The organism is Sphingobium sp. CR2-8 (assembly GCF_035818615.1).
GTDB lineage: Bacteria > Pseudomonadota > Alphaproteobacteria > Sphingomonadales > Sphingomonadaceae > Sphingobium.
This window is the reverse complement of record NZ_JAYKZY010000002.1, coordinates 2,781,774-2,806,560: the sequence shown is the minus strand read 5'-3', so window position 1 is coordinate 2,806,560 and position 24,787 is coordinate 2,781,774. Positions and strand designations below refer to the sequence as shown.

Here is a 24,787-nt window from a genome sequence, read left to right as displayed (position 1 = left end):
TATCCGGTGCCTATGCCCTTCAAGAACCAAGTGAGTGACATTGCATGACCGACTGGGTTCTGCGCCTGATCGATGCGGGCGGCTATTGGGGCATCGGCTTGCTGATGATCCTGGAAAATGTCTTTCCGCCGATCCCGTCCGAACTCATCATGGGCATTGGCGGCATCCGCGTCGGACAGGGGCGGATGGACATGGGCTGGCTGCTGCTCGCCGGGACGATCGGCACCACGATCGGCAATTATGTCTGGTATCTGGTCGGCCATCTGCTGGGCTTTCACCGGTTGAAGCCGATCGTCGATCGCTATGGCCGATGGGCGACGCTGGAGTGGCGCGATGTCGAGGCGCTGGACCGGCTGTTCGGGAAATATGGCCAGATCGTCGTCTTCGTCTTCCGCTTCATGCCCGCCTTCCGCACGATGATCTCGCTGCCCGCCGGACTGTTCCGCATGGGGCATGTCCGCTTCCTGCTGTGGACCTGCGCCGGGGCGCTGATCTGGAACGTCATCCTGGCCTATGCCGGCTATCTGCTGGGGCAGCATTTCCGCGACATCGACCATTATGTCGGCCCTGTCGCGACCGCCTGCGTCGTGATCGCGGTGGTAGCCTATCTCTGGCGGCTCGCGACCTGGCGGCCGAAGGGTTAGAAGCGGATCTTCATCTCCACCATTACCCGTTGGGAAGTGGTGCCATTGCCGAAGCTCTGGCTTTCGACATGGAGGTTTCCTTTTGCGTTGCCGAACAATCCCGTTTCCGCCCGGCCCAGCGGCGGTTCCGTACTGATCGGCTCACGATCGATGCGCTAGCTCTGGCGACGCCCGGTGACGACGATGGCGTCGGCATCGGGGGAGGGTTTGACCTTTTTCAGGTCGAAGTCGGGCGGGATGCCAGTTGTGCCGACGCTCTGCAATGCCAGGACCAGACGGAGCATCATCGCATGTTTCTCCCGTGGGGATGCGACGCAGGCTGGTGGAGAAATAGGGCGCCATAATGGCGGTTTCATGCCCGGGGGTGGGCGTTGCGATAGATGTCGAGCAGATGGGCGGCGTCGACCTGGGTATAGACCTGGGTCGAGGAAAGGCTGGCATGGCCGAGCAATTCCTGCAGCGAGCGCAGGTCCGCGCCGCGCCCCAGCAGATGGGTGGCGAAACTGTGGCGCAGCGCATGGGGCGTGGTGCGGTCCGACAGACCGAGTCGTCCACGCGCGCCCTGCACCGCCCGGCGGATGAGCGCGGGCGACAGCGGCCCGCCGCGTGCGCCCCGGAACAGCGGTTCGTCTCGCGCCGGTGGATAGGGACAGGCTTCGACATAGGCCTCGATCGCGGCGCGCACCTGCGGCAGCAGGGGGACGATGCGGGTCTTGTTGCGCTTGCCGGTGACGCGCAGGGTGGTGTCGAGCGGCAATATGTCGCCGTTGAGGCCCATCGCTTCGCCGATGCGCAGCCCCGCGCCGTAGAGCAACAGCAGCACCGCCCAGTCGCGCGCGCCGATCCAGCCTTCGCGCGCGGTTTCGGCGATGTCCTGCGCCAGCGCGACGGCTTCGTCGGGGGAGATGGGGCGGGGGAGGCCGCGCTTGACCCGCGGTCCCTTGAGCTGCGGCACGCGGGCGTTGTCGCCACCGACGAACTTCAGGAAACCGCGGACGGCGGAGAGTTCGCGCGCGGCCGACAGATTGCCGATGCCGTCGGTCCGCCGACTCGCGAGGAAGGCGCGCAGGTCCGCCTGTTCGGTCCGGGCCAGGGTGGCGGGGGTCACCGCTTCGCCATGATGGCGTTCGAGGAAGGCGATCAGCCGCTCGGCCGTTGCGACATAGGCGCGCACCGTATGGATCGAGCGCCGTCGGTCGAGCGCGAGATGCTGGCGCCAGCGCTCGGGGAGGGGGGCGGTCATGTTGGAAATGTCCCGCTTAACTTCGCACATTTCCCGCTGATTTTGATATTTCGGAACAGAAGTTGGAAATTATGTTGCGAGGGGTAGGAGCAGGAAGGGCGCGCGGTGGACATGGGCTGAGCCTAACATGGGCTGGCCGGGTAGGACAGATGGATGCGGATTTGGTCAGGCCTGCCGCCCAGCAACGTCATGCCAGCGAAGGCTGGCATCGCAAGCAGAGGCGCAAGGCAGTCGAGTCAGATACTAGCGGCGACCATATCCCGCCGTCGCTTGAGACCCCAGCCTTCGCTGGGGTGACGATGCAATCATGTCCGCTTTCTGCCCGCAACCAAAGCATAGTCTCAATCCCCCACCCTTGAAATCCGCGCATAAATGGGCACATGGGATGCATGGCACCTCCTTTCGATCCGGCCGACCTGCCGACCGGCGTTTTGATGGCGCTATCGCCTTTGGTGGCGCGGGTGCTGGCGCCCAATCCCTCGCCCTTCACCTATACCGGCACGCAGAGCTATGTCGTCGGCGCGGAGGCCGTCGCGATCATCGATCCCGGCCCGGACGATGCGGATCATCTGGCCGCGCTGACCGCTGCGATCGCTGGCCGCCGCGTCGTCGCTATCCTCTGCACCCACACCCATCGCGACCATAGCCCCGCCGCGCGGCCATTGAGCCAGGCGACCGGCGCGCCGATCATCGGCTGCCCCCCGTTGACGCTGGAGGATGACGGACCACGCGCCGACGCCGCGTTCGACGCCGCGTATCGACCGGATCGCGTGCTGGTCGATGGCGAGCAGGTGAGCGGGCCTGGCTGGACGCTGGAGGCTGTTGCGACGCCGGGGCATACGTCCAACCATCTCTGCTTCGCTCTGCTGGAAGAAAAGGCGCTGTTCACTGGCGACCATGTGATGGGCTGGTCGACCAGCGTCATTTCGCCCCCCGATGGCGACATGGCGGCCTATATGCGCTCGATGCAGCGGTTGCTGGAGCGGGATGATGTCATCTATTATCCCGCCCATGGCGAACCGATCGAGACGCCGCAGCGGCTGGTGCGGGGCATGATGGGCCATCGCAAGCAGCGCGAGGGGCAGATATTGCGCTTTATGGCGCGTAACGGCGACAGCGCCATCCCGGACATAGTGGCGGACATGTATAAGGGCGTCGATCCGCGCCTCTATGGCGCGGCCGGGCGGTCGGTGCTGGCGCATCTGATCGACCTGGACGGCCGGGGGCTGGCCGCGCCTGTCGGGGACGGCCGATGGCAGATGCGCTGAGGCGCTATGCCGGTCCGGTTGTTGCTGCGCTGCTGATTTTGGGCGTGGGCGCCGCGATGCTGGTCGGCTGGCAGCGTTATAATCGCGACTATGTCGTCACGGTCGAAGAGGACGGATCGGCGGTGACGAAGATCATCGCGGAAAAGATTGCGGGCGCCAGCGACCTGCGCGTGTCGCGGCTGAACGGCACGATCCAGAGTACGGCGCAGGATGTGCGCGGCTTTGGCTGGCTCAAGTCCGACCAAGTGGTCAAGATGCCCTATTCGGTCGATTATTTCATCGACCTGTCGAAGCTGGACGCGGGCGACCTGGAATGGGACGAAAAGCGCCGCACGCTGATCGTCAACGCGCCCGATGTGACGGCGGACAAGCCCAATGTCGATGAGGCGCGCCGGACTTTGGTGCGCACCAGCGGCCTGTTCGTCACGCGGGCGGCAGGCGAGGCACTCAGCCGCAAGATATCCGCCCATGCGCAGGCGCGGGCGGCGGCATCGGCCCGGTCGCCCGAACGCATGGCGCAGGCGCGCGAATATGGCCGCGCGGCGGTGGGCAAGGTCATGGGCGCGCCGCTCGCCGCGATGGGCTTTGGCGACGCGCGGGTGATCGTCACCTTCCCGTCGGAGAGACGCAGCCAGGATCAGTGGGACGTGACCACGCCGATCAATGAGGTACTGGCCAACAAGCGACAGCAGCGCTAGGGCGCGGGCAAAGGGCCAGCCATGGGACCGAGGAGTATCAGGGTATGAACGCGATCACGGCTATTCCGCAGGGCGCCGATCTGCGCGCCGAAATCGACCGGCTGCGCAAGGAGCGCAATGCCGTCATCCTCGGCCATTATTATCAGTCGCCCGAAATCCAGGATCTGTCCGATTTCGTCGGCGACAGCCTGGAACTGTCTCGCAAGGCGGCGGAGACGGACGCGGACGTCATCGCCTTTTGCGGCGTGCGCTTCATGGCGGAAACGGCCAAGATCCTGTCACCGCAGAAGATCGTCGTGCTGCCGGACATGGATGCGGGCTGTTCGCTGGAAGACAGTTGCCCCCCGCCCAGTTCAAGGCATTTCGCGAGGCGCATCCCGATCATATCGCGCTCAGCTACATCAACTGTTCGGCCGAGGTGAAGGCGCTGTCCGACATCATCGTGACGTCGTCATCGGCTGAAAAGATCCTGGCGCAGATCCCCAAGGACCAGAAGATCATCTTCGGCCCCGACAAGCATCTGGGCGGCTATCTGAAGCGCAAGCTGGGCCGCGACATGCTGCTGTGGCCGGGCGTGTGCATCGTGCATGAAGCGTTCAGCGAAACCGAATTGCTGAAACTCAAGGCGCAGCACCCGCATGCGCCCATCGCCGCGCATCCCGAATGCCCGCCCTATATCGTCGATCATGCCGATTATGTCGGATCGACCAGCGGCATATTGGACTTTGCCAAGACGATGCCGGGCGACACGCTGATCGTCGCGACCGAACCGCATATCATCCACCAGATGGAAAAGGCGGTGCCCGACAAGCATTTCATCGGCGCGCCCGGCGCGGACGGCAACTGCAACTGCAACATCTGCCCCTATATGGCGCTCAACACGATGGAGAAGCTGTACCTGTCGCTCCGCGACTTGCAGCCGCGCATCGAGATGGACGAAACGCTGCGATTGCAGGCGAAGAAGAGCCTGGACCGGATGCTGGAAATGGCCAGCGGCACGGTGGGGCAGGGGGATGTCGGGGCGCGGCCATGAAATATGGCGAGGCGTTTTCGAAGCTGGGATATAAGCTTCAAGCGCCTCGCACCGACTGGAGCGCACAGGGCGATCACGGCGTTTGCTTGACGCTTTGGCGTTCCGAAATTGACTGGGCCGCCAAACCATTGACGATGGATACCAGATTGCGCGGTGGGCGGCTTGAAGAATGGGAGCGAAAGCCTGGCAACATCAAGCGGCGTATGCATATCCTATATGCGCTCGAACATCATGCCGGATGGGTTGATGCCATCATTGTGGATGGCACGTCCAAGACTGGTGTCGAGAAAGCTACGCCTTGGAATGCCGAAGAGCGGTTCGGCTTACGTTGGCGGATAACCTATTTTGAAGCCGATACAGGCCACTTCTGTGTCGAGGCGCTGTCGCCAAACTGATCAACTCCGCTCTCAATCCGTTCGCCCTGAGCTTGTCGAAGGGCCGTACTTCTTGAAGAAAAGAGCAGGGTCCTTCAACTGCCTGCAAGGCAGGCGCTCAGGAGAGCCTTCGGCAGGCTCAGCCCGAACGGGATTGTTGGGGCTGCTCGGTAGTGAGAGGCACCATCTTTGCGTAGGGCTTGCCATCGCGTGTGATGATAATCTCCTCGCCATCTCGCGCACGAACGAGGAGTTTGGACCATTGGGCTTTTGCCTGTTGTTCCGTGACTGTCAGCATGGTGAAAAGCTGCGCCTCATGCAGGCTCAGGTCAATCCGAAAGCGGTTGCGGTGGGCCGCGCGGGGCGGCTAGAGGAAGGGCCATGACCTTCATCCTCCCCGGTTTCGATATCGATGCGTTCGTCGCATCCACCCTGGCCGAAGATCTTGGCCCCGACGGGCGCGACGTCACCAGCGAGGCGGTGATTCCGGCGGATGCGATCTTCGACGGGGTGATGGACAGCCGGGACGATGTGACGCTGGCGGGGCTGCCGATCGCCGCCGCTTTCTTCCGCGCGCTCGACCCCGATGCCATGATCGAGTCACTCGCCAGCGATGGCGACCGGGTGGCGGCGGGGACCGACATATTGCGCATCCGGGGCAAGGCGCGGGCGATGCTGACGGCGGAGCGGTCCGCGCTCAACACGGTGCAGCATCTGACCGGCATCGCGACGATGACGCGGGCCTATGTCGATGCGATCGACGGCACGGGCGCCACCCTGCTCGACACGCGCAAGACCATCCCGGGCCTGCGCGTGCTGGAGAAATATGCGACGCGCATGGGCGGGGCGACCAATCATCGCATGGGGCTGTGGGACGCGGCGATGATCAAGGACAATCATGTCGCGGTCGCCGGATCGGTCGAGGAAGCGGTGCGCCGCGCCGTCGCCGCCGGGGTCGCCAGCATCATCGTGGAGGTCGACCGGATCGACCAGATCGAACCGGCGCTGGCGGCGGGGGCGACGCACCTGTTGCTCGACAATATGGACGCCGCCACGCTGCGTGGTGCGGTGACGTTGGTCGGCGGGCGCGTGCCGACCGAAGCGTCGGGCGGCGTCACGCTGGAGACGATCCGCGCCAAGGCGGAAACGGGCGTCACCTATATCAGCGTCGGCCGCCTCACACAGTCGGCCCCCGCGGCCGACATCGGATTGGATTTCGCTTATGCTTAAGGCCCTGCTGCCCCTGGTCGCACTGGCGACGCCCGGCGTCGCGCTGGCGCAGGCCAATCAATGCCGCCTGCCCGACATCATCGCGCGGCCGCAGGTCGAGGGGCCGACCGCCGACGATCCCAAGCGGGTCCTGCCGGTCGGCTATTACACGCTGGCGGTCAGCTGGAGCCCGCAATATTGCAAGACGTCGCGCGGGGGGCCACGTGATGTGTTTCAGTGTCGGTCGGACAATCGCTTCGCCTTCACGCTGCATGGCCTGTGGCCCGACGGTTACGGGCAGGAATGGCCGCAATATTGCAAGCCCGCCGCGCCCCTGCCGCGCAAGGTGATCCGCGACCATCTGTGCGCCACGCCATCGGTGCAGCTGATCCAGCATGAATGGGTCAAGCATGGGACCTGCCTGCCCACGACGCCGACGAAATTCTTCGCCCTGTCGCGCAAGCTGTATCAGGCGCTGCGCTATCCCGACATGACGGCGCTGGCCGCGCGACCGACCCTGTCGGCGCGCGATTTCGCCACGGCCTTTGCGGCCGAGAATAAGGGCATGGTCGCCGATGGCATTCGTCTGAACGTGACGCGCGACGGGTCGCTCAGCGAAGTGTGGATCTGCATGGACCGCCAATATCGCTACATCAGCTGCCCGCCGCAGCAGGGCGGGGTCAGGGACCGGGCGCAGCTGCGGATCGAGCCGCCACAGGGCTAACGGTTCCCCGGCCTGCGCCGGGGAATAGTGTTACAAATCGATCACCGCCGTTGCGGGATGGTGGCGGTCGAGATGCTTGCGGATGATCCGCAGATTCTTCGTGTTCGACTTGTAGAGGAAATCGAACAGGTCGCCCGCGAAGGGGATCGCGCCCACCAGCGTATCGACGCCGATATTGGCGGCCATGCGGGTCAGTTGCCATTTCGACATGCCAAGGTTGCGGGCTTCCCACACGATCCACGCGCCCATGGCGGCGGTGGCGAGGTCGCCGACGATGGGGATCAGGCCGACCAGACTGTCCAGCCCCACTCGGCGTTGGGTGCCGGGGATGACGAACAGCCCCTCCAACATCGCCTCCATCGCCTCGATCCGGCGGCGGACGGAGGCGGGATCGCGGCCGAAACCGGGCATATCGCGCACAACCTGTTCGAACTGATCCTGCGAAATCGCCATGGTGCCTGTCTCCTCACCCCCAAATTGCCCGAATCCCTAATTGGTAGCGCGGAACAGATGGTTCAATGGGTGCCGCGCGCGGGGGACAGTTCAAAGCCTGTGAGCCGTTTGGCGACCAGCGACCAACGGACCGGTGCGCCCAGCGGAATATAGCCGTTATGCGCGACCATCTGCGCTTCGGCCTCCGCGATGCGGGCGGCGCGTTCCTCGGGCGAACTGGCGAGGCTGGCGGCCTGCAACTGCGCATCGGCCACGTCGCTGCAATGCACCTTGCGCGCGCAGCCGACCCGGCCGAGATACCATAGCGCGCTGTCATAGGCGGCGACATCGTCCACCAGCCGCAGGTCGGCCTCCGCGTCGATCGCCACGCGCCGGACGTCCAGCCCAATGGTCGCCAGGTCGCGCCGCAGCATCGCGAACAACAATGTCGCGCCCGGCCCCTTGGGCAGGGCGATGCGCAGCGGCGGCGGCGCGCCGTGGGTGGCGCGCCATACGGTGACGTTCGCGCTGGCCTGCGCGCGCCGCTGATCGAGCGGCAGGCCGGTCCAGGCCGGATCGGTCGGCTGGCGGCCCAGGTCCATCGCGTCGGGCAGCAGCCGCTCGCTGGTCGCCCAGCCACCCAGGGGGAAGATGGTCGGCAACTGGCTCCGGTCGATGCTCATGTTGATTGCCGCGCGGATGCCGGGATCGTCCAGCAGCGTGCCGCGCCCGGTGACGGCCAGGCCCAGCAAGCCGCGCACCGGATCGACGCGCACGGCGTTGCGGTCGATCCCGGCGGGCACCAGCAGCGGCAGGTCGGTGAAGCGCCCGCCCAGCACCAGCGTGGCGTCGTCCTCCCGGAAGCGGATGATCGCCAGCGCGGCGCGTTCGGCGCGCAGGACGCGCGTCTGCCATGGCGGCACCGGTTCGTCCGCCGCATCGTCGCCACTGGCGCGATCGACCGGGGTCAGGACGACCGCGTTGCCGCGCGCCGCCCGGCGATAGGGACCGGTGCCGCCGTCGCGCGACACGAGCGCCATCTGCGGCTGGGCCAGCATCTGGAGCACATAGGGACGCGGCGCGGCCATGCGGATTTCGATCACTTCGCCCGTCATGGGCACGACCGCCTGCACCGCGTCGAGCGGCCCGTCGGGGTCGAAGCGGCGCAGCGATTCGATCCGCGCCATCAGCATCCGCGCGACATCGGGCGCGGTGACGCGCGCGCCATTGGCCCAGAAGGCGCGGCGCAGGCGGAAGATATAGCTGCGCCCGTCATCCTCCACGATCCAGCGCTGGGCCAGCGCGGGCAAGATGTCGCCGCTCGCGTCGAAGGCGACCAGGCCCTGCGCCGTCGCCTCCAATATCAGTTTCGCGCCGGGATCGGGCAGGTTGGGCAGCGGTTTCGCAAAATCGTCGCGATCGCCCACTACGCTGACGACGACGGGATCGCGGCCCTGATCGGAACAGGCGGCAAGCAGCGCGCACAGCATTGGTGCGGCGACGACGAAGGCAAGGCGTCGGACGAAGGGATAGGCGGACGCGAACATGCGCCAGGAGTAGCCCGCGATCGCGCGCGCGCCAACCGCCCATCGTCGCACATGGGCCTGTCATAAAATTGAAATGCAAAAGACGCGCAATCGTCATGGAAAATTCATATCGGCGTCACCGGACAAGGAAGGGAAATCTATGCGTCCCCTATCGCGATGGACCAGCAGCGTGGCGCTGGCGATGCTGATGGCCCCGACGCCGCTGGCCGCACAGGCGATCAGCGCGGCCGAAGCCGATGCGATGCGGGCGCAAATCGCGGCGCTGAAGGCGCAGGTCGACCGGCTGGAGGCGCGGCTGGACGGCGCGTCGGCATCGGTGCCCACCGCCACGGCGCCGCCACCGCCAGGCGTGCCTTCCGCCACCGCCCCGGTGCGCACGGCGCAGGCCAAAGCCCCGGACGAGGCCGCGATCGACTGGAAGGGCGGGCCGGTCTTCAGCGAGGGCGGGGCCAGCTTCCATGTGAAGGGGCGCATCCAATATGATGCGGGCCTGCTGATGGCCCCCGGTGGCGTCAACGATCGGGCGAAGGGCTATTCCAACGAACTGCGCCGCCTGCGTCTGGGTGGGGAAGGGCAGCTGGGCGGCGGTTTCGGCTATAAGCTGGAACTGGAACTGTCCGACAACAGCGTCGACCTGGTCGATACCTTCATCACTTATGAGAAGGGCAAGTGGCTGGTCACGCTGGGCAATCATAACGCCTTCCAGTCGCTGGACGAGTTGATAAGCGACACCGGCGGGGCGGTTATGGAGCGGGCGGCCTTCACCGACGCCTTCGGGTTCGAACGGCGACTGGGCCTTTCGGCGCAATATCGGTCCGGCATCGTGCTGGCGCAGGCGGGCATCTTTTCAGACAGCGCCGATTCGCTGACCAATGATTCGGACGGCGCCGATGGGGGCGATGAAAATAACAGCTATGGCGTGGACGGTCGCATCGTCCTCGCGCCCAAATTCGGCAAGACGCAGCTGCATGTCGCGGCATCGGGCCATTGGCGCGATTTCCAGCGGTTGAGCGAAAATCCGCAACGCTATCGCCAGCGCGCCTATCTCCACACCGCCAACAGCCGCTTCCTGGCCACCCCCGAAATCGCGGCGGATGGCGAGAGCCATTATGGGCTGGAACTGGCGGGCGAGCGTGGGCCGCTATGGGTGGCGGGCGAAGCGCATTGGCTGCGGGTGTCGCGGCCGGGCTTGGCCGACCCGACCTTCTTCGGCGGCTATGGCGAGGTCGGCTATGTGCTGACCGGCGAAAGCCGGGGCTATAAGAACGGGATTTTCGGCGTCGTGAAGCCCGACAGTCCGCTGGGCGGCGGCGGCTGGGGCGCGTTGCAGGCGACGCTGCGCTACGACTATCTCAGCCTCAACGACAGGGATATCGTGGGCGGCACGCAAAATGCCGTGATCGCGGCGCTGGTGTGGACGCCGATCGACTATCTGCGCTTCAACCTCAACTATGCGCATCTGCGCTATACCGATGCGGCGATCCCGTCGAACGGCCGACGCGACTATGGCGTGGATGTGATCGGGTGGCGCGCCGAACTGGACTTCTGACGGGAGCGATAGTCAGAGTCTGATGCGCAGGATATAGCCGAAACTGACCAGCGGAAACAGCTGCTCCACGCTGCGCGTTTGTAACGCCGTTTCATCAAGGCAGCCTATGTCCAGCACGCGGCGATCCCGGCGCAGATTGGCGATGAAGCCCAGCCGGTCCGCCGGGCGCGGCACCTGTATCCGTTCCAGCGTAGCGTAGGTTAGTGGCTCGGCCATGGGATTACGTCTTTCCCCCGCTTGCGATCGATACCGGTTCATTACCTAAAATGGTTAGCGAAACATTGACACTGCGTTTTCGACGGTCGGGCTACTTGCCTGTAACGGGCATGATGTGCAGAGCTTTTGCATCAGGAACGGTGTCGGGCCGCAACGATATTGCAAGGGTCGTGCGCGATAAGCGCTTATCATGACGCGTCTATTTTTGAGGAGCCGATGGCCGCTTTCCGCCCCTTGCCCGTAACCCCGCCGCTGACGGAGCGATCCGTTCGCATGCCGTTCGCCCTGCCGATCGGCGTGTGGATCGTCATCGGTGCCTATGGCGCGTTGCTGGTCTGGCTGACGCTGCGGATTCCATTTCCTACGCGCATAGACGAGTTGCAGCATTACTCCGTGATCCGGGCACAATATGAGCAGGCGACCCTGTTTCCGGACTGGAGCCGCTACCTGCTGCTTCGGCAGGACGATCTGTCGCGCTGGTCGCCCTATCATAATTATATCAACCATCCTTCGCTCTATTATCTGCTGCTTGCGCCGTTGATGGGCATCAGCGGCGATCCGCTGCTGTTCCGCCTGGCCAATGTCCTGCTATCGACGCTGGCATTGCTGGTCACGGTGATCGCGGTGCGTCGTTGCATGCCCGCCGACACGGTGTCGCCGACCCTGTTCGCGCTGATCGCCGCCAGCTTCCCCAAGGGCGCGGTCGTGGGCGGCCTGATCAATAACGACAATCTGGCCGCACTGGCCGCAGCGGTGGTGTTCGCAGGCGTGGTCGGTATGCCGGCGGCAGGATGGTGGGTCATGATCGGTCTGGCTGTCGCGGGCTGGACGAAGCTGACGGCGCTGCTGGGACTCGCCGCAACGCTGTTCGCCTGGCTGGGATTGCGCCTGATCCGGCGCGACATCGCCCTTACCGATCCGCTGTTCGCCTTTGCCGGGCTGGGCGTGGCGATCGGCCTCATCCCCTATGCCGTGAACCTGGCGGAGACCGGCCAGGTCCTGTGGGTCAACAAAGCGGTGTGGTGGGTGCCGGTGGCGGAACGGGCGCATTATGACATGGTCCAGTTCGCCAGCTATTTCGGCCGCACGCTCCTGTGGAAATGGCCCGCGGACGAGGGCTTCTATACGCTGCGGGTCATCGCGGCGGGATTGCTGGCGATGCTGGGCGTGGCCGGATTCGGCCTGCGGAGGGTGGCGGTGCGTCCGATCGCCCTCGCCTATATGGCGGGGCTCATCATACTGATGGCGATCCATTTCACCTTCGGCTGGCGCAGTTTCCAGACTATGGGCGACCTGACGATCGCACAGACCCGCTATTATAATGTCCTGTGGCCTGGCATTGCGCTGGCGGCGAGCACGGGCATCGGGGTGATCGCGCGCCATTGGCGTCCCGCGCCCTATGCGCTGGCGATGCTGTTCCTGGCGCCGACGCTGGTGGAATTGATCATCCACGCCATGGTGGTCGCCATGTGACGGGCAAAGAAAAGGGCGGCCCCCCGAAAAGGCGCCGCCCGATATTCTCCAGCCAGAGGGCGTACCCCAAGGCTGAACGATGTGCCCCGGAAACCCGGGGCGCACCGATTACTTCAGCTCGACGGTCGCGCCAGCTTCTTCAAGCTGCTTCTTGACCTTTTCGGCTTCGTCCTTGTTCACGCCTTCCTTGACGGCCTTCGGCGCGGCTTCGACCAGCGCCTTGGCTTCGGTCAGACCCAGGCCGGTGATGGCGCGGACTTCCTTGATGACGTTGATCTTCTTGCCACCGTCGCCGGTCAGGATGACGTCGAATTCGGTCTGCTCTTCAGCAGCCGGAGCAGCAGCGGCAGCGGCCGGGCCGGCGACGGCGACGGCAGCAGCGGCGCTAACGCCCCACTTTTCTTCCAGAGCCTTCGACAGCTCGGCGGCTTCGAGGACGGTGAGGGCCGAAAGCTGATCGACCAGAGCGTTGATGTCTGCCATGATATATGTCCTTCTAAGCGGGACGAAACCCGCACTATGATATTGAAACGATTACAGGAAGTCGGTCGCGACCAATCAGGCCGCTTCCTTCTCCGCATAGGCGTTGAAGACACGCGCAAGCTGCGCTGCCGGTGCCTGGGTGACGGTTGCGAGCTTGGTAGCCGGGGCGACCAGAAGGCCGACCAGCTTGGCACGCAGTTCATCCAGCGACGGCATCGATGCCAGGGCCTTGACGCCCTCCGCATCGAGCAGCACTTCGCCCATCGCGCCGCCAACGATCTCAAGCTTGTCGTTGGTCTTGGCGAAATCGATCGCAACCTTGGCGGCGGCGACCGGGTCGACCGAGGTGGCGAGGCCAACCGGGCCGTTCAGCAGGTCGCTGAGGCCGGTGTAGCTGGTGCCATCCAGGGCGATACGGGCGAGGCGGTTCTTCGTAACCTTGTAGGTAGCGCCGGCTTCGCGCATCTTCTGGCGCAGGACGGTCGACTGAGCGACGGTCATGCCGAGGTTGCGGGTCACGACGACCACGCCAACTTCTGCCAGTTCTGCGTTCAGCGCGGAAACGACCTCAGATTTCTGATTACGATCCATGCCATTACTCCACTTCATGTTCACGCCGCTTGCACGGGCGAACGACTAAACCCACGCCATGGGGCATGGGGCACTAAGTCCGAAGGGGAGAGATCGACCGGCCCGCACCATGTAAAGGAGACAGGCAGACCCGAATCAGGCGCGTCGCCCGATCGGTAAAGAACTTTTCCCCGTCTAGGCTGGAGATTAAGAAGGGCATATTCCCTTCGCCAACTGTCTCGGACGGAAGGTTCCCCACATCGCTGCCGGGAACCTGCTGGGCGCGCCTTTAGGGTAAAGGGGTGGGCATGTCACGCGGAATCTGACGCATGGACGACGCGCACGCCGCCCGACCTGCGACGATGGGCCGGTCAGTTCTTGCGCTGGGGGACCGTGAAGGTGCCCGACACGCGCCCGCTGGGGCTGGTCGACGTGCCCGCCGCGCCGCCGCCGGACGAACGGCCGTCCACGGTGGTGCGGCCGCTGGTCAGGTCCATCACCAGCCGTCCGCCGGTCAGCCGATTCGCGCCTTGCGTCAGCGTGACGTTGCCCAACATGGTGATGAGCTTGCTGTTAAGGTCGTAGATGGCGACATTGCCGCGCGCGGTCTGGTCCGCCTTGTTGATGACGACATTGCCCGACGCGTCGATCCGGTCGATGTCCACGCCATTGGTGCCGCCGCCCGGCTGGTTGCGATAGGCGACGGTCATGCGCGCCGCGTTCAGCGTCATGCCCGCCTGCGTCACCTGGACATTGCCCGACACGACGACGCGATCGGCGCGGTCCTGCACCTCGATCCGGTCGGCGTTGAAATTGACCGGGGCGTTGCTGTCGTGATTCTTCATGACCTGTGCCCCAAGCGGCGTACCCGCGCCCGCGAACATCAGCGCGGTGGCGCCCACAAGGCCGGTCGACAGCAGGATCAGGGTGCGTTTCATCAGTTTCGCCCTTTGAGGCCATTTTGTTCGATGCGCAAGCTTGCCCGGCCATTCAATGTCACCGTGCGTGCGGCCATGTCCGCTTCCAGATGGTCGCCGCTGAACGTGCCGATCGGGATGCGTCCATCGACCCGGCCCGCGCTCTTCATCCGCCGGGTCTTGAGGTCGATGCCGACGTCGCGGGTGGTGAGACGATAGCCGCCCGCCGCCTCGAACTGCACCGGGCCGACGATGGCGACGCGTTCGGTGTCCATGTCGTATCGCCCCTTCTGCGCGTTCAGCACGGCGGGGCCATCCGACAGCAGGATGCGCGCGGACATGCTGTTGAGGTCCACTACCGGCTCGCGCGAGCTTTTCTGCACCGCGGACCCGGCGCGCAGGGAGAAGGGCTGGCCCTTGCTGTCCTCGCCACGATACAGCGCTTCGGTCAGGCGCATGCGGTCCTTGGCGACCTCGACCTTGTTCTTGTCGAGCACGAAGCTGACCTTGTCGCCGCCGGTGAAGGGCGCGGTCGCCAGTAGCGCCGCCAGCACGCCCACCGCGACCGGCAGCCAGTTCTTGAGCAGCGACACCAGCCGGTCATGACTGCCGCCGGGCTGCGCCCATTGACGGCGCACATCGCGTTGCTGATCGGCCTGGACGGACATGGCTGGACCCTTCGGCCTCCCTTACATATGCGCGAAGATGTCGATCTCCGGCCATCCGGCCAGGTCGAGTTGCGCGCGATGGGGCAGGAAATCGAAACAGGCCTGGGCCAGTTCCATCCGGCCTTCGCGGATCAGGCGCTTGTCCAGTTCGGCCTTGAGCGCATGCAGATAGCGCACGTCCGACGCGGCATAATCCTTTTGCGCATCCGACAGGACGGGGCTGCCCCAGTCGCTCGACTGCTGCTGCTTGCTGATGTCCTGGCCCAGCAGTTCGCGGACCAGTTCCTTCAACCCGTGGCGGTCGGTATAGGTGCGGATCAGGCGCGAGGCGATCTTGGTGCAATAGACGGGTGCGGCGACCACACCCAGATAATGTTGGATCGCGGCGATGTCGAACCGGCCGAAATGATAGAGTTTCAGCCGTTCCGGATCGGCCAGCACGGCCTTCAGATTGGGTGCGGCATAATCGCTGCCGGGGTTGAAGCGGACGAGATGTTCGTCGCCCTTGCCATCGCTGATCTGGACCACGCACAGGCGGTCGCGCGGGGTGATGAGGCCCATGGTTTCGGTATCGATGGCGATCGGGCCGGGGGCGAGCACGCCGGCGGGCAGATCTTCTTCATGAAAATGCACGGTCATGCCATTCCCTCTATGGCTAAAGTGGGCGAACCGCAATCAAGGCTTTGCATGTGCGCGCCGTCGCGATGAAATGGAGCATGAATGCGGTGAATGGCAGCGAATTACGGGATTTTGGGTCTATTGGAACGGAACGGGACCACAGGCGTGAAAATCATTCGCGCCCTGCGGAAAAGTTGATATAGTGAGTCCCAAATCCGCGTCTGCGGTGGATTCTGCATGTCATTCGCCCGACATGTTTGTCCGATTGGTCTTGGGGCGAAGCGAAAGTGACTAACAGGGCATGAGTTTTGATAGAGGTCGCCGCGGCGGGCGCGGCAAGGATAAGCGCGACGGTTTCGGCGACGACAATTTCTACGATTCGGGCAACCGTGGCGGCTTTGGCGGCGGCGGTTTTGGCGGTGATCGCGGCGGCTTCGGCGGCGGCGGTGGCGGCTTCGGCGGCGATCGTGGAGGTTTCGGCGGCGGTGACCGCGGCGGTGGCGGCGGCTTCGGCGGTGGTCGCAGCGGCGGCGGCTTCGGCGGCGGCGGCGGTGGTTTTGGCGGCGGTGGCGGCGGTGGTCGCGGCATGCCTGCCCAGGTCGTCGGCGAAGGCAAGGGCGTCGTAAAATTCTTCAACGGCCAAAAGGGCTTCGGCTTCATCGTGCGTGACGATGGCGGCGAAGACGTGTTCGTACATATCAGCGCTGTCGAACAGGCCGGCCTCACCGGTCTGGCCGAAGGACAGCCGCTCGGCTTCACCCTGGTCGATCGTGGCGGCAAGGTGTCGGCGACCGATCTGGTGATCGACGGCGAACCGCTGCCCGTCACCGATCGCGGCCCGCCGCGTGAAGCGCGCGAACCCCGCGCCGGTGGCTTCGGCGCCCCTGCGGGCGGCGACCGTGGTGGCCCGCAGCGTCAGCTGACCGGTGAGCGATCCAGCGGCACCGTGAAGTTCTTCAACGCGATGAAGGGCTTCGGCTTCATTCAGCGCGACGATGGCCAGCCCGACGCCTTCGTCCACATCAGCGCCGTCGAACGCGCCGGCATGGCCGCCCTCAACGAAGGCGACCGCCTCGACTTCGAACTGGAAGTCGATCGCCGCGGCAAGTACGCCGCAGTGAACCTCCAGTCGAAGGCCGAATAAGGCCGGACGGATCATCCCTGTTACAAGGGAGAGGATAGAGAAGGGGCTGCCTGCAAGGGCGGCCCCTTTTTCTTTGGGTCGGGGATATGACGGACGACTTCTGAGCAAAACCCCGGGCAGGGAAGGGCGATATCGGCCGGTATCGTTTTGCCTCCTTGATGCCACGGGTGTGCGCGTGAATTTTATAGGTGAAGCATTGCTTCATGAATAAAAATATGGTATGGATGGCTTCGTTTGATTGTGTGATGGACACAGGATATGCTGGTTGGGCATCTGGTTGCGATGGCCCTCTATGTATGAGCCTCCGGCAGACGCGCGCACCCAGAAAAGCCCCGGCGACGTCGATCATCATGTTCCGCGCTACTATCGACCGGAACTCGATTGTCTCCGTTTTTTCGCGTTCCTGTTCGTGTTCATCACGCATCGCAACGACCTGGCGCCGATCGATCCGGTGGCGCATCCTTGGTATCACGCCTTTACTATGACCGGCGTCTACGGGGTGCCCGTCTTTTTCCTGTTGAGCGCGTTCCTGATAACCGAATTGCTGCAACGGGAGCGGGCCGCAACCGGACGGATCGACGTGCGCGCTTTCTACGTCCGGCGTATTCTCAGAATTTGGCCGCTCTATTTTCTGATATTCTTCGGTTTAGTATGTCTGAACCAGTTCCTGCCCGGCGCGGGCGCGGACAGCCCAGGGAAGATCGCGTCGTTCATGGCTTTTGCCGGTAACTGGTACATTAGCTTCAATGGCTGGATCGAATATCCCGTCAATCCGATGTGGAGCCTGTCGGTCGAGGAACAATTTTATATCGCTATCCCGCTCCTGGCGATGCTGGCTCGAAGGACGCTGGTCCTGGTGAATATCGGCGTGTTGATCGTCGCTTATGCCGTCATCATCTATTATGCGGCCGGATTTACGCCCACATCACAGTTCAGCGGTCAATGGACCAACAGTTTCGTGCAGTTCCAGTTTTTCGCCGGTGGCATGCTTTTGTCCCTGGGTCTGCGAGGGCGCGAACCCAACTGGCCCGTCGTCCTGCGCGTTGGGCTGTTCGGGATGGCAGTGGGGATGTGGCTGGTCGCGTTCACCCAGTTCGGCATCGCGGCCGACAATCCCCGCTCGACCATAGAGCAAAGTCTGGCGGGATGACCGTTGGTACTGGGCGGGGCGGCGTTGATGCTGGTCAGCGTGTTGGGGATGCCGCGGCGCTATCTGCCACGCGCGCTCGCCTATCTGGGACGTATTTCCTACGGCATGTACCTGATCCACATATTCTTCTTCTGGATCATCTATGACAAGATGCGACCGTGGTTTACTCGAGTCTTGGACAATGCCGGTCTGGCGGAGTGGCAGAATAATATCGGTATGGCGCTTGCCTTTGCCGCGACGGTATCGGTGGCTTCCCTTCTGTACCGTTATGTCGAAACGCCGTTCTTAAGATTGAAGCGGCGTTTCACAACCATTGAATCACGGGATTGATGGCGGCGTACCTGTCCGACCATGTCTGCGTGTCCGCGTTCCAACGCTACCTTGTCGTTTTAGCATCGGCGCAGTGATCAGTCGCTACTGGTAGGCCGCCCTCGCCCCTCACCACAACACCCCATCGACCGGCTCCAGCGGTGGCGGGGCAGGCAGGCCGATGGCCTGGTTCATGTCCGCCTCGATCGTCGTGGTGATGCTGGTCAGCGGCAGGTCGTGCACGTCGTTGCCGAACGGATCGACCAGGTCGTCGCCGATCTGGAGCACGGCCAGAAACATGAAGCCCGCCACCGCCGACCCGATCGGCGTCGCGATGCCCAGCGTTTCGACCAGCCCGATCGGCAGCAGGATGCAGAACAGCCGGGTGAAATATTTGGGGAAGGCGCGATATTGGGCGGGCAGCGGCGTGTTCTTGATCCGCTCCATGCCCCCTTGCGCGTTCGACATGTCGATCAACATGCCTTCGATCCGGCTATGCTGGATGGTGTCGATCCAACCGCGCCGCACCGCGTCCATCAACTGGCGGTCTGACCCGTCCAGCACGCCATTGGCCGGGTTGCGCCGCGCCAGTTCGGGCAGGTCGCCGCCCGCGACGTCCTGTCCTTCGCCCTCCAGCACCCGGCGCATGTCGGGCGCTGGGTCTTCGCGCCGCAACTGGCAGCGCAGCGCATGGACATAGGCGACATGGCGCTTCACCAGCGTGACGCCCACGGCGCGCGCTTGCGCCGTGTCGGGCAGATAGGCCAGCACGGCGCGCGCATAGCTGCGCGACACATTGACCATCGCGCCCCACAAGATGCGGCCTTCCCACCAGCGCGCATAGGCGCTGTTGACGCGGAAGCCCAGGACCAGCGCCAGCGCGGTGCCGAATATGGTCAGCGGCAGGGCGGGCGCCTGAAAGGGGGAGACGAAGTAGAAGATGGTGACCGCCAGATCCCAGAAGAACAGCGCGGTCAGCGCGCTCCACGCCTGCTGGAAACTCTGGCGGATGCGGGGGTGGCGTCCGACGATCATGCCCTGTGTCTCTTAAAAGGCCGCGCCGTCCTCATCATCCAGGCTGAGCCAGGCATGGCGCAGCGCCAGGCTGCCGACGATGCCCACGGCCTTGAGCATCGTGGCATGGAGGGTGGGGGTCGTATCGGTCAGCGCGAAGGCCAGGCAGATGAGGCCCAGCAGCATCGCGGCATAGATGGGCAGCGCTTCGATATCGTTCCAGGCGATCGGCGGATCGACCTTGGCGCGGCGTGCGCTCAGCATCGGCATGAATGGTTACTCCGTCGGGATTGCGGGAAAACGGCGTTAAAATGATGCGCTGCAAAAGCCCTGGTCAACGGCCTGCGGCCCACGCAAGCCATGCTTGCGTGCGGCAAAAGTCGGCAAAGAAAGCTTACAAAGGCGCTGGTTATCAGAGACGGAGCAATGAAAGGATACGCTCTTGCAACATGCGATCTATTGCGTTGCAGCATCGCGTCCCTAGCTTGGAGCGATGGCCGATCGTTTTGCTGAAATCGAATCCTTCGTGAAGATTGCCGAATCGGGCACGCTGTCCGAAGCGGCGCGCCGCCTGGGCCTGTCGCTCGCCGCGACCAGCCGTCGGCTCTCGCAACTGGAGGCGCGGCTGGGCGTGATGCTGATCCGCCGCAACAGTCGCCACCTGTCGCTGACGGAGGAAGGCAGCCTGCTCTATGATCGGGCGGGTCAGGCGCTCAGCGCGATCGACGATGTCGAAACCGACGTCATGCGCCGCGCGACGGAGGCGACCGGCCTGCTGCGCGTGGTGACGACGATCAATGCGGCGCGGATGCGCCTGGCGCCGCTGTTCCGTCACTATGCGACGCTGCACCCCGACGTCGCCATCCATCTGGAAACCGCCGAACAGGTGACGAATATCGTGGAAACCGGCCACGACATCGCCATCTGTTTCGACCCGCCACCCGATTCCACGCTGACCATGAAGCGGCTGACCGACAATCCCCGGCTGTTCTGCGCCGCGCCCGACTATCTCAACCGCCGCGGTCGGCCGGACAGCATCACCGACCTGGCGCTGCACGACAATATCGTCGTGGGCGACGGGCAGCAGGACTTGTGGCGATCGGTCGTCGGCACCGGCAATGCACCGCGCGTGACGCTCAGCACCAATGACGGCGAAATGGCGCGGGCCTGGGCGCTGGATGGTGCGGGCATCGTCATCAAATCGCTGTGGGAAGTGGCCGACGATCTGGATGCGGGTCGGTTGCAGCGGATATTGCCAGACGTCGCGCTGCCTGCTTCCTCCATCGTCGCGCTTTATGTGCCGGGTCAGGGAGAAATGGCGAAGGTCCGGTCCTGCCTCGATTTCCTGTCGCGGCATCTGAAGAAGGGTTGGCCGGTCACGCCTGCGCCCGCCCCGAAGCCAACGCCTGCCCTGAAAATCGTGTCTGTCTGACCGCTCACACCCGCCGGAACGGGAAGGGCGCGATCGTCCGTTCATAGCTGTGCAGGTCCAGCGCGCGCGTCACCGGTGGCAGCGCCCGGTCGGGGCAGGCGCGACGATCGCACAGATGGCATGTCGGCCCTACGCCGGTCGCTTCGCCCTTGTCCCCGTCGATCCCGTCGGCATGGAAGATCCGCGCGGCATGCTTCGCCTCGCACCCCAGCGCGATCACCGACCGGCCGCGCGCGCCGCTGGCGCCGGGCGGCAGGCCGATCGCCAGCGTCACGAACCGCTTGCCGTCCAGCGTCTCGATCAATTGCGGCGTCACCCGGTCCGCTTCATGGGAACCATGCGCGTCCCAGCGCGGACAGGTGCCGCCATAGCGGGCGAAGGGCCAGGCTTCGCCGTCGAAGCGTTTGGACAGGATGCCCGCGCGATCAACCTTCGCCATGAAGAAAGGGATGCCGCGCGCGCCCGTGCGGTTGAGGCTGGTGAGCCGATGGGCGAGTTGCTCGCTCGACACGCCGAAGCGGTCGCGCAGCAGGGGCAGGTCGTGGCGGCTCTGCTCGGCCGCCTGGCGGAAACGGTCATAGGGCATGATGAGCGCGGCGGCGGCATAGTTGGTCAGCGCAATGCTGGCCAGGCGGCGGCTGTCCTCGTCCGGCGGCGCGGCGCGCGTGATCTGCGCCGCGATGACATCGGCCAGTTCCTGCGCGCATAGATGATAGGCGACGGCGAACAGGCGGCCGGACGGGGGCAGGCGCTCGTTCAGTAACAGCCTGCGCCGGTGCATGTCATAATGGCGCAGCCTGTCGGCCAGAATATCGCTGCGCACGACCTGGCACGCCATGCCATGCCGGTCCTTCAACCGCGTGCGCAACGCCGCCTGCAACAGGGCGGGATCGTCGGGCAGGTCGGCGGCGATCGCTTCCGCGCCAATGTCTATCTCCGCGAAATAATTGCCCGCGCGCGCGATCGTTTCGCGCAGCCAGTCGATCGGTGCGACCAGCGGGGGCGGGCCACCGCCGCCTGCGGCCACCTCGCCCGGCATCCGCCGCAGGTCGCCGAGCGCGCGGTAGAAGCGCACGATCGCCTCGCTGACGCCAGGATAATTTTCCGCGACCTCCAGCACTTCGTCGCGGGCGATGCCGATGTCGCGCACCAGCGTATCGGACAGGATTTCGCTCAGGTCGCCGGGGCCCCCCTCCTGCGCCTGCGCCGTGAAATCGCGAATATCGATGTCATAGGTATTGGCCAGCCGCAGCAGCATCTGCGCGGTCAGGGGGCGCTGGTTGCGCTCCAGATGGTTGAGATAGCTGGGCGAAACGCCCAGTTCCTCCGCCATTTGGGTCTGGTTCAGCCCAAGTTCGCGCCGCAGGACGCGCAGTTTGGGACCAAGATAGAGTTTGCGATCAGTCAGTTCAGCCATTTGGTCATTATGTCATAGAGTGACAATATGACCAAAGAAGATTATGACTTCCGGTCACTCATCGCCCTTACCATGCGCGATTGACCTGTCTAATTCGCTGTTCATCAGCCCCGACGGGCTTAGCCGCGAAGGACGACACTATGACCACCGATACGATCGAACAGACCTGCGAGCCGACCCGTTCGCGCGCCGTTTTCTCGCAGCAGGATTTCGGCCTCATCCGCACCGCCATCGCCCATTATCTGCGCGAGGTTCAGGACCAGCCGGAATCGGTCAAATATGCCAATCTCTATCACCGCCTCGGCCGGGTGGCTTAACCAGCGCACGGACTGCATGACAAAAGGGCGCGGGATCATTCCCGCGCCCTTTTCATCGCCCACACGGCTGCGCTTTAGAAGAATGTCGTCAGCCAGTAGAACAGCGCCCCGATCGCCGCAGCGGCGGGCAGGGTCACGACCCAGGCGACGATGATGCTGGACGCCACGTTCCATCGCACCGCCGACAGCCGCCGTGATGCGCCCACGCCCACGATCGCCCCGGTGATGGTATGGGTCGTCGATACCGGAATGCCCAGATGCGTCGCCATGAACAGGGTGATCGCGCCGCCGGTTTCCGCGCAGAAACCCTGCGCCGGTGTCAGCCGGGTGATCTTCGACCCCATGGTGTGCACGATTTTCCACCCGCCCAGCAAGGTGCCCAGCCCCATTGCGGCCTGGCAGCTCAGCACCACCCAGAGCGGAACATGGAAACCGCCGGTGAGCATGCCCTGCGAATAGAGCAGCACGGCGATGATCCCCATCGTTTTCTGCGCATCGTTGCCGCCATGACCCAGCGAATAGAGGGATGCCGAAACAAGCTGCAGCTTGCGAAACACCTTGTCTGCGCCCTGCGGTGTGAAGCGACGGAATATCCAACTGATGGCCAGCACCAGCATCAGCGCCAAAAACAGGCCGACCGCTGGCGAGATGACGATCGCGGCGCTGGTTTTGAACACGCCGCTCCACACGACCGCGCCCAGCCCGGCCTTGGCCGTGCCCGCGCCCAGCAGACCGCCGATCAGCGCATGGCTGGACGAGGACGGAATGCCCAACCCCCATGTGATGAGATTCCAGGCGATCGCGCCCATCAGCGCGCCGAAGATGACCTGCGGATCGATGATGCTGGCGCCGACGATGCCCTTGCCCACCGTCTCGGCGACATGCAGGCCGAAGAAGAGGAAGGCGATGAAGTTGAAGAAGGCGGCCCAGGCGACCGCATATTGCGGCTTCAACACGCGGGTCGACACGATGGTCGCGATCGAATTGGCGGCGTCGTGCAGGCCGTTCAGGAAATCGAACAGCAAGGCGACGCCGATCAGCGCGATCAGCAGGGGGAGGGCGATGGGGTCCATGGCGAGTTACACTCTGTCCTGCATGGATCGAAGCATCCTAAAATCCGTTCGTTTCGAGCGAAGTCGAGAAACGAGATGGGCGCGCTATCCGCTTCTCGACAGGCTCGAAGCGAACGGGTGTATGTGCCGCGAGCGGATCAGGCGTGGTCGATGACCAGGCCGGAAATCTCGTTGGCGACATCCTCGAATCGGTCGGTCACCTTTTCCAGATGGCTGTAGATTTCGTTGCCGACGATGAAGTCCATCGGGTTGCCCGCCTGCGCCTGTTGGAACAGCGCCTTCAATCCCGCCTCGTGCAGGATGTCGGCATGGCCTTCCAGCTTCACCAGTCGTTCGGTCAGTTCGTGCAGCCGGGTGGAATTGAGGTTCAGCGAGCGCAGCAGCGGCATCGCTTCGGCCGTGATGCGCGCGCATTCCACGATCAGCGCGCTCATATCCTGCATCTGCGTCGCGAACGTTTTGACCTCATACAGCGCGATCGCCTTGGCGGTCTGGTTCATCTGGTCGATCGCGTCGTCCATCACGCCGATCAGGCCGGTGATGGCGCTGCGGTCGAAAGGCGTGACAAAGATGCGGCGCACATCCTGCAACACGTCGCGGATGATATCGTCCGCCTCATGCTCGCGGTCGGATATCGCCTTGATATGCTCGGCCATGTCCGGGCCGCCTTTCAGCAGCTTGGCCAGCGCGTCCGCGCCGATGACCAGCGTGGCGGCGTGATCCTCGAACTGTTCGAAGAAGCGCCCCTGTTTGGGCATCAACCCATGAAACCAGCGCAGCATTCCAGTCCTTTCATTGTGCTTTTCGCGGATCGCCAGCAACAGGCGAAAGAACCAGCCGGGATTGGCAGGCGGTTCGCGGAAGGCCGCGATGATCGACTGCAAATCCGGTTCGTCCACCGCTTTTGCAGCGTCGGCTACGGGGAACCAGCGCAGTTCCCTTTGGCCCTGTTCGGGCCATTGCGTCAGGTGGCCGGTGACCGCAAGCGGAAAAACCTCGACCGTCGCCTCGCGCGAACTGCCGTTGCGCTTGCGCTTGTCATAACGGTAGCGGCCGAGCGGGGCGGGGCAGGCGATGCCATGGATGCCCGCTTCCTCATAGGCTTCCAGTTCGGCGGCGCGATGGCCGGCCATGCCCTTGATGCGATTGCCCTTCGGAATCACCCAGCGGCGCGTGTCGCGCGATGTGATGAGGAGGATGCGCATCGCGCCGTCGGCATCGGTCGTATAGGGCAGGGCGGCGATCTGGCGCATCAGCCGACCCGT

At 64.3% G+C, this 24,787-nt stretch carries 26 protein-coding genes and 3 pseudogenes; 13 read left to right on the top strand and 16 right to left on the bottom strand.

Translation table 11 applies throughout. The features are described from left to right. Positions 1-44 precede the first annotated feature (44 nt). Positions 45-644 (top strand): DedA family protein, encoded by a 600-nt coding sequence (locus U5A82_RS17705; RefSeq protein WP_326292190.1) that lies wholly within the window; start codon positions 45-47, stop codon positions 642-644. A 155-nt stretch (positions 645-799) separates the two neighbouring features. Here the strand turns inward: U5A82_RS17705 and U5A82_RS17700 are convergent, their stop codons facing one another. Both U5A82_RS17700 and U5A82_RS17695 read right to left on the bottom strand, forming a co-directional pair. Next, entirely contained in the window at positions 800-931 is a 132-nt protein-coding gene (locus tag U5A82_RS17700) for a hypothetical protein (RefSeq protein ID WP_326292188.1), read from the bottom strand. A 65-nt stretch (positions 932-996) separates the two neighbouring features. Then, positions 997-1,887 (bottom strand): tyrosine recombinase XerC, encoded by an 891-nt coding sequence (locus tag U5A82_RS17695; protein ID WP_326292187.1) that lies wholly within the window; start codon positions 1,885-1,887, stop codon positions 997-999. A gap of 389 nt (positions 1,888-2,276) precedes the next feature. On the opposite strand from U5A82_RS17695, the gene U5A82_RS17690 reads away from it, so the two are divergent. The 4 genes and pseudogenes from U5A82_RS17690 (at position 2,277) to U5A82_RS17675 (ending at position 5,281) form a co-directional block, all read left to right on the top strand. After that, a complete protein-coding gene (locus tag U5A82_RS17690; protein WP_326292185.1) occupies positions 2,277-3,155 on the top strand; it encodes an MBL fold metallo-hydrolase in 879 nt (292 codons plus the stop codon). Next, positions 3,140-3,853 carry a DUF4230 domain-containing protein gene (locus tag U5A82_RS17685; RefSeq protein ID WP_326292184.1) on the top strand — a complete coding sequence of 238 codons (714 nt, stop codon included), beginning with the start codon at positions 3,140-3,142 and terminating at the stop codon, positions 3,851-3,853. Before U5A82_RS17690 ends, U5A82_RS17685 begins: the two co-directional genes overlap by 16 nt. A gap of 125 nt (positions 3,854-3,978) precedes the next feature. Next, positions 3,979-4,886, top strand: a pseudogene (nadA, locus tag U5A82_RS17680) (quinolinate synthase NadA). After that, on the top strand, positions 4,883-5,281 hold the full coding sequence (locus tag U5A82_RS17675; protein WP_326292182.1) for a hypothetical protein: 399 nt from the start codon (positions 4,883-4,885) through the stop codon (positions 5,279-5,281). The pseudogene nadA and the gene U5A82_RS17675 overlap by 4 nt, the downstream one beginning before the upstream one ends. Before the next feature lie 118 nt (positions 5,282-5,399). Here U5A82_RS17675 and U5A82_RS17670 read toward each other — a convergent pair whose 3' ends face one another. After that, a complete protein-coding gene (locus U5A82_RS17670; RefSeq protein WP_326292180.1) occupies positions 5,400-5,558 on the bottom strand; it encodes a type II toxin-antitoxin system Phd/YefM family antitoxin in 159 nt (52 codons plus the stop codon). An 83-nt stretch (positions 5,559-5,641) separates the two neighbouring features. On the opposite strand from U5A82_RS17670, the gene nadC reads away from it, so the two are divergent. Beyond that, positions 5,642-6,490, top strand: a complete 849-nt coding sequence (gene nadC, locus U5A82_RS17665) for a carboxylating nicotinate-nucleotide diphosphorylase (RefSeq protein ID WP_326292178.1) — start codon at positions 5,642-5,644, stop codon at positions 6,488-6,490. Continuing rightward, entirely contained in the window at positions 6,483-7,193 is a 711-nt protein-coding gene (locus U5A82_RS17660) for a ribonuclease T2 family protein (protein ID WP_326292176.1), read from the top strand. The genes nadC and U5A82_RS17660 overlap by 8 nt, the downstream gene beginning before the upstream one ends. Before the next feature lie 30 nt (positions 7,194-7,223). Here U5A82_RS17660 and U5A82_RS17655 read toward each other — a convergent pair whose 3' ends face one another. Beyond that, positions 7,224-7,646, bottom strand: coding sequence for a DUF4112 domain-containing protein (locus U5A82_RS17655; RefSeq protein WP_326292175.1), 423 nt, complete (start codon positions 7,644-7,646; stop codon positions 7,224-7,226). A 36-nt stretch (positions 7,647-7,682) separates the two neighbouring features. After that, positions 7,683-9,172, bottom strand: a pseudogene (locus U5A82_RS17650) (ABC transporter substrate-binding protein). Between the two features lie 139 nt (positions 9,173-9,311). Between U5A82_RS17650 and U5A82_RS17645 the strand changes: the two are divergent. Beyond that, positions 9,312-10,721, top strand: coding sequence for an OprO/OprP family phosphate-selective porin (locus tag U5A82_RS17645; RefSeq protein WP_326292174.1), 1,410 nt, complete (start codon positions 9,312-9,314; stop codon positions 10,719-10,721). 12 nt (positions 10,722-10,733) lie between these two features. Here U5A82_RS17645 and U5A82_RS17640 read toward each other — a convergent pair whose 3' ends face one another. Beyond that, positions 10,734-10,937, bottom strand: coding sequence for a hypothetical protein (locus U5A82_RS17640; RefSeq protein ID WP_326292173.1), 204 nt, complete (start codon positions 10,935-10,937; stop codon positions 10,734-10,736). A 216-nt stretch (positions 10,938-11,153) separates the two neighbouring features. Between U5A82_RS17640 and U5A82_RS17635 the strand changes: the two genes are divergently transcribed. Continuing rightward, positions 11,154-12,410 (top strand): hypothetical protein, encoded by a 1,257-nt coding sequence (locus tag U5A82_RS17635; RefSeq protein WP_326292172.1) that lies wholly within the window; start codon positions 11,154-11,156, stop codon positions 12,408-12,410. A 108-nt stretch (positions 12,411-12,518) separates the two neighbouring features. Here U5A82_RS17635 and rplL read toward each other — a convergent pair whose 3' ends face one another. The 5 genes from rplL to U5A82_RS17610 form a co-directional block, all read right to left on the bottom strand. After that, complete coding sequence (gene rplL / locus U5A82_RS17630) at positions 12,519-12,893, bottom strand: 50S ribosomal protein L7/L12 (protein WP_093013634.1); 375 nt, start codon at positions 12,891-12,893, stop codon at positions 12,519-12,521. A 75-nt stretch (positions 12,894-12,968) separates the two neighbouring features. Beyond that, positions 12,969-13,484 (bottom strand): 50S ribosomal protein L10, encoded by a 516-nt coding sequence (gene rplJ / locus U5A82_RS17625; RefSeq protein ID WP_326292170.1) that lies wholly within the window; start codon positions 13,482-13,484, stop codon positions 12,969-12,971. A gap of 350 nt (positions 13,485-13,834) precedes the next feature. Further along, a complete protein-coding gene (locus U5A82_RS17620; RefSeq protein ID WP_326292169.1) occupies positions 13,835-14,401 on the bottom strand; it encodes an LptA/OstA family protein in 567 nt (188 codons plus the stop codon). After that, positions 14,401-15,048 (bottom strand): LPS export ABC transporter periplasmic protein LptC, encoded by a 648-nt coding sequence (locus U5A82_RS17615; RefSeq protein ID WP_326292167.1) that lies wholly within the window; start codon positions 15,046-15,048, stop codon positions 14,401-14,403. Before U5A82_RS17615 ends, U5A82_RS17620 begins: the two co-directional genes overlap by 1 nt. A gap of 21 nt (positions 15,049-15,069) precedes the next feature. After that, positions 15,070-15,687: a ribonuclease D gene (locus U5A82_RS17610; protein WP_326292166.1), complete on the bottom strand. Its 618-nt coding sequence runs from the start codon at positions 15,685-15,687 to the stop codon at positions 15,070-15,072. A 280-nt stretch (positions 15,688-15,967) separates the two neighbouring features. Here U5A82_RS17610 and U5A82_RS17605 point away from each other — a divergent pair, with 280 nt between their 5' ends. Together U5A82_RS17605 and U5A82_RS17600 are read left to right on the top strand one after the other, a co-directional pair. Next, a complete protein-coding gene (locus tag U5A82_RS17605) occupies positions 15,968-16,810 on the top strand; it encodes a cold-shock protein (protein WP_326292165.1) in 843 nt (280 codons plus the stop codon). A 292-nt stretch (positions 16,811-17,102) separates the two neighbouring features. After that, a pseudogene (locus U5A82_RS17600) lies at positions 17,103-18,290 on the top strand (acyltransferase family protein). A 108-nt stretch (positions 18,291-18,398) separates the two neighbouring features. Here the strand turns inward: U5A82_RS17600 and U5A82_RS17595 are convergent. After that, positions 18,399-19,304, bottom strand: coding sequence for a bestrophin family protein (locus tag U5A82_RS17595; RefSeq protein ID WP_326292164.1), 906 nt, complete (start codon positions 19,302-19,304; stop codon positions 18,399-18,401). Positions 19,305-19,316: 12 nt separating this feature from the next. Beyond that, the gene (locus U5A82_RS17590; RefSeq protein WP_326292163.1) at positions 19,317-19,553 is read right to left on the bottom strand and encodes a hypothetical protein; all 237 of its coding nucleotides are present in this window, start codon (positions 19,551-19,553) and stop codon (positions 19,317-19,319) included. A gap of 223 nt (positions 19,554-19,776) precedes the next feature. Here U5A82_RS17590 and U5A82_RS17585 point away from each other — a divergent pair, with 223 nt between their 5' ends. Beyond that, entirely contained in the window at positions 19,777-20,715 is a 939-nt protein-coding gene (locus U5A82_RS17585; RefSeq protein WP_326292162.1) for a LysR family transcriptional regulator, read from the top strand. A 4-nt stretch (positions 20,716-20,719) separates the two neighbouring features. Here U5A82_RS17585 and U5A82_RS17580 read toward each other — a convergent pair whose 3' ends face one another. Next, positions 20,720-22,132, bottom strand: a complete 1,413-nt coding sequence (locus tag U5A82_RS17580; RefSeq protein ID WP_326292161.1) for a helix-turn-helix domain-containing protein — start codon at positions 22,130-22,132, stop codon at positions 20,720-20,722. A gap of 140 nt (positions 22,133-22,272) precedes the next feature. On the opposite strand from U5A82_RS17580, the gene U5A82_RS17575 reads away from it, so the two are divergent. Continuing rightward, positions 22,273-22,449 carry a hypothetical protein gene (locus U5A82_RS17575; protein WP_326292160.1) on the top strand — a complete coding sequence of 59 codons (177 nt, stop codon included), beginning with the start codon at positions 22,273-22,275 and terminating at the stop codon, positions 22,447-22,449. 74 nt (positions 22,450-22,523) lie between these two features. Here U5A82_RS17575 and U5A82_RS17570 read toward each other — a convergent pair whose 3' ends face one another. Next, positions 22,524-23,522, bottom strand: coding sequence for an inorganic phosphate transporter (locus U5A82_RS17570; RefSeq protein ID WP_326292158.1), 999 nt, complete (start codon positions 23,520-23,522; stop codon positions 22,524-22,526). Positions 23,523-23,659: 137 nt separating this feature from the next. Further along, positions 23,660-24,775: a DUF47 family protein gene (locus U5A82_RS17565; RefSeq protein WP_326292156.1), complete on the bottom strand. Its 1,116-nt coding sequence runs from the start codon at positions 24,773-24,775 to the stop codon at positions 23,660-23,662. Positions 24,776-24,787 lie beyond the last annotated feature (12 nt).